Annotated in this window: 3 protein-coding genes; all 3 read left to right on the top strand. The window is 60.5% G+C overall.

Annotated features, from left to right (window positions below):
• Positions 1 to 32: 32 nt before the first annotated feature.
• Complete coding sequence (gene rseP / locus EOD15_RS28650; RefSeq protein WP_127409062.1) at positions 33 to 1175, top strand: RIP metalloprotease RseP; 1143 nt, start codon at positions 33 to 35, stop codon at positions 1173 to 1175.
• 217 nt (positions 1176 to 1392) lie between these two features.
• Entirely contained in the window at positions 1393 to 3756 is a 2364-nt protein-coding gene (gene bamA / locus EOD15_RS28645; protein ID WP_127322364.1) for an outer membrane protein assembly factor BamA, read from the top strand.
• Between the two features lie 75 nt (positions 3757 to 3831).
• Positions 3832 to 4780: UDP-3-O-(3-hydroxymyristoyl)glucosamine N-acyltransferase (lpxD, locus tag EOD15_RS28640; RefSeq protein ID WP_127409061.1), on the top strand; the 949-nt coding region annotated here is incomplete at its 3' end.

The following is a 4780-nucleotide window of genomic DNA, read 5'->3' as shown; positions in this document are numbered from 1 at the left end:
GTCTGCGCCGTGGAAGAATTTGAGGGTTTGTCTTGAACGAGATTCTTCACGCGCTTTTCAGCACAGAAGGCTTTCTCCTCGGCACGCTGGTGCCATTCCTCTTCGTGCTGACCGTAGTCGTGTTCGTCCACGAAATGGGCCATTACCTTGTCGGGCGCTGGTGCGGCATCGGCGTCAGGGCCTTCTCGATCGGCTTCGGCCCGGAACTCTTCGGCTTCAACGACAGCCACGGCACGCGCTGGAAACTGTGTGCGATACCGCTTGGCGGCTATGTAAAATTCGTCGGCGACATGAACGCCACATCGAGCCAGCCCACGTCGGAAGAAATTGAAACGCTGACCGAGGACGAGCGCAAGGTCGCCTTTCACACTCAGCCGATCTGGAAGCGCGCGGCAACGGTGGTGGCCGGACCATTGTTCAATTTCCTGCTGACGATCGTCGTCTTTTCCGTGCTGTTCACCGCCTATGGCCGCTATGTCGCCGAGCCCATGGTGGCCGAGGTGACCGCCGACAGCCCGGCGGCGAAGGCCGGCATCCTTCCCGGCGACCGATTCGTCAGCGTCGACGGCAACAAGGTCGAAACCTTTGGCGACGTCCAGCGCCTGGTCTCGGGCCGTGCCGACGACGCAATCACCTTCGTCATGTTGCGCGACGGCCAGGAGGTCACTGTGACCGCGGCGCCGCGGATGATGGAACAGGAAGACGCGCTCGGCAACAAGGTCAAGGTCGCCGTGATCGGTGTCGTCAACAACAAGGAACTCGGTCAGCCGAGGCTGATCACCTACACGCCGGTCGGAGCGGTCGCGGCGGCGGTCGAGGAAACCGGTCACGTCATCCAGCGCACGGGCCAGTTCCTGCAGCGCTTTGTTGTAGGGCGCGAAGACAAATGTCAGCTGGGCGGTCCGGTGAAGATCGCCGACATGGCGGGCAGGGCTGCGAAACTGGGATTCGAATGGCTCGTGCAGCTGGTTGCACTGCTATCCGTTGGCATCGGAATTCTGAACCTTTTGCCGATTCCCCCCCTCGACGGCGGTCACCTCTTGTTCTACGGGGTGGAGGCTGTCATTCGCCGTCCAGTGTCGGAACGGATGATGGAAATGGCCTATCGGGCCGGGTTGCTTCTGGTGCTGTGCTTCATGGGGTTCGTTTTTTGGAACGATCTGTTTGGGTGCTGAAATCATGAAGAAATTTGGCTTCTGCATGGACGATGTTGAGACGCCGTTTACCATGCAAGGGGATATGAGTGACGCGAAAGCCACGCCGCAGGGTTAAGTAAATACAAATTAACCAGAAGCCTTGCGTGTAGGGAAAATCCGGTTAATACGGTAGGGGAAATTACCGCACGTCCGGTTTTCTCGCCGTGGGGACTACGAGAAAAGGTTATTAAGCCCGATGAAGGCAGCATCCAAGTTTCTAAGCGCCGCGTCCGCGGTGACCCTGTCCGCGGCCATGGTCGTGCCAGGCGCGCTCGCAGTGCAGTTCGTTGCCACATCGGCGGCTGAAGCCGCTGTCGTCAGCAGAGTGGAAGTGAGCGGCAACCAGCGTATCGACGCTGAGACCATCCGCAATTACATCACCATCAAGCCGGGCAAGGCTTTCTCCAGTTCCGATATTGACGGTGCGGTCAAGGCACTGTTCGGCACCGGCTTGTTTTCGGACGTGCAGATCAACCAGGTCGGCTCGACGCTGGTGGTCAAGGTCGCCGAGTACCAGGTGGTCAACCAGGTGCTGTTCCAGAACAACAAGAAGCTCAAGGACAATGCACTTGCGGCGGCGGTGCAGCTGAAGCCGCGCGGAACGTTCTCACAGGCGACGCTCGATGCCGACGTGGAATCGGTCAAGGCTGCATACAGGCGCATTGGTCGTGACGATGTGACCGTGACCACGCAGGTTATGCAGCTTGGCGACAATCGCGTAAACGTTGTCTTCAACATCGTTGAAGGCGATCGTACGCAGATCGCGGCGGTCAATTTCGTCGGCAACAGTGCCTATTCCAGCCGCCGCCTGGCGGATATCATCAATACCAAGCGCTCGTCCTGGCTTTCCTTCGTCCTGCGCGACGACGTCTATGACGATGACAAGCTGCGCGCGGACGAGGAGCTGCTGCGCCGCTTTTATTACAATCACGGCTATGCCGACTTCCAGGTCGTGTCCGCTGTCGGCGAGCTCGACAGCGCGACGAACAAGTACACGGTCACCATCACCGTCCAGGAAGGCGACCGCTACACGTTCGGTGATGTCAGCGTCGAGAGCTCGATCCCTGAAGTCGACGGCAAGTCGCTGGAATCGGTGATCGAGACCCATAAGGGTGACGTCTACAACGCCAAGAACGTCGAGGATTCCATCATCGCGCTGACCGAGAAGGTGGCCGGTTCCGGCTATGCCTTCGCGCAGGTCACGCCGCGCGGCGACCGGAATTTCGAGAACCACACCATTTCGGTCGTCTACACGATCGACCAGGGCACCAAGGCCTATATCGAGCGCATCGAGATCCGCGGCAACGATCGCACGCGTGACTATGTCATTCGCCGCGAGTTCGATGTCAGCGAAGGCGACGCCTTCAACCAGGTGCTCATCCAGCGCGCGAAGAAGCGCCTGGAAAACCTGAATTACTTTGAGAAAGTCGACATCTCGACCGTGCCGGGCTCGCAGCCTGACCAGGTCGTTCTGGTGGTCGATGTGGTCGAGAAATCGACCGGCGAGTTCTCCGTGGGCGCTGGTTATTCGACCGGTGGCGACACGGCCGGTCCGTCGGTCGAAGGATCGGTGACCGAGCGCAACTTCCTCGGTCGTGGCCAGTTCATCAAGCTGTCGGCGGGCGGCGGCAAGAATTCACGCGACTACAGCCTGTCCTTCACCGAGCCTTATTTCCTCGGACGGCGCATTGCCGCCGGTTTCGACATCTTCAAGTCGACGCGGGAATACAACAACAACTATGACAGCGATACCACCGGCGCGACGATCCGCTTCGGCCTGCCGATCACCGACAGCATCTCGACGCAGTTGGCGTACAACATCTCGCAGGAAAAATATGAAGTTGACGACGGCTGCAATCCCACCGATTTAGACCCCAGCGGCACCTGCGATATCTCAACCGCGATCCTTGATGGCATCGAACAAAGCCCCTGGATCAAGTCGTCGGTCAGCCTCGGGTTGGTCTACAACACCATCGACGATATGAAGAACCCGCACGAGGGTATCTACGCCACCACGACGGTGGAGGTCGCAGGCCTCGGTGGTGATGCCAAGTTCGTGAAGGTCACGGGGCGCGGCAGCATCTACCAGACGCTGTCGGAGCAGTACGACCTGGTCGGGCTCGTTTCAGGTGGCGCTGGCCATGTTGAAGGATACGGCAGCGATGGTCTGCGGATTTTCGATCAGTTCCAGAGCACTGATCGCATGATCCGTGGCTTCGCCTATGGCGGTATCGGGCCTGTGGATCCTCTCACGGGTGACCATCTCGGCGGCACGACCTATTTCAACGCGTCAGCGGAGGCCCAGTTCCCGCTGCCGGTGATTCCGGAGAGCTTTGGCTTGCGTGGCGCAGTCTTCGCGGACGCGGCAACGCTCTATGGCAGCAAGGTTACGAGCGTTGCTCAGGAGTCGACGGACATGCAACTGCGTGCCTCGGTCGGCCTCGGCCTGATGTGGGCGTCGCCGTTCGGTCCGATCCGTATCGACTATGCGATCCCGGTCAAGAAGGAAGCGCGCGACGACGTGCAGGAATTCAACTTCGGCATATCGACCCGCTTCTGATCGGCGGCCAACGATGCTCCCGGGTCTTCAGGGTCCGGGAGAAATGTTCCGACCTAGCTGGATATAGCTTCTGGAATGACCGATCCGGTGTTCTTCGCGCCATCACGCCGGTATACGGCGGGCGAAGTCGCGAATCTGACCGGCTCGGTGCTCGTCGATTCCGGCCACTCCGATATTTCGATCGAAGCGCTCGCGCCGGCCAGCGAGGGCGGCGAGAATGCGCTCGTCTTTGTCGACGGCAAGCGTAATTCCGCGCTGATGCCGTCGCTGCGGGCGGCCGCGGTCCTGTGTCCAGCGGAATTTGCCGGCAAGGCGCCAGCCGGCGTTGCCGTTCTGGTTCATCCGCGTCCGCAACAGGCCTTCGCATTTGTCGGGCGCCTGCTGTTTCCGAGGGCGGCGACGCCAGGGCCGATGACCAGTGAGACCGGCGTCTCGCCGCACGCTCATGTCGATGCGACCGCGCATGTCGAAGCCGGTGCCGTCATCGAGGCCGGCGCGGTTGTCGGGCCAGGTGCTTCGATCGGCAGCGGCACCGTCATCGCCCCGAATGCAGTGATTGGACAATCCTGCCAGATCGGCCGCGACGGCTATGTCGGTCCAGGCGCCAGCATCCAGTATGCCTTGATCGGCAATCGCGTCATCATTCATGGCGGCGCGAGGATAGGCCAGGATGGTTTTGGGTTCGTCGGCGGGGCCAAGGGGCCTGAGCGCGTGCCGCAGATCGGCCGTGTCGTTATCCAGGACGACGTCGAGATCGGCTCCAACACCACCGTCGATCGCGGCGCCATGTCCGATACGATCATCGGCCAGGGCACCAAGATCGACAATCTCGTGCAGATCGCCCATAACGTCCGCATCGGCCGCAATTGCATAATAGCCGGGCTTTCGGGTATTTCGGGTTCAGTGGTCGTAGGTGACAATGTCACCATGGGCGGCGGCGTCGGGCTTGCGGATCACCTGACCATTGGGACAGGGGCCAAGCTTGCCGCCAGAAGTGGATTTATGAGCAATGTCCCTGCAGGCG

Origin of the sequence: Mesorhizobium sp. M7A.T.Ca.US.000.02.2.1 (genome assembly GCF_003996995.1) — a bacterium.
Lineage (GTDB): Bacteria > Pseudomonadota > Alphaproteobacteria > Rhizobiales > Rhizobiaceae > Mesorhizobium.
The sequence above is the reverse complement of the archived record's forward strand: the minus strand, read 5'-3'. Positions and strand labels throughout refer to the sequence as shown.

Coding starts and splice junctions, on each gene's coding strand:
- bamA (WP_127322364.1), top strand. CDS start 1,393: ATGAAGGCAGCATCCAAGTTTCTAAGCGCCGCGTCCGCGGTGACCCTG.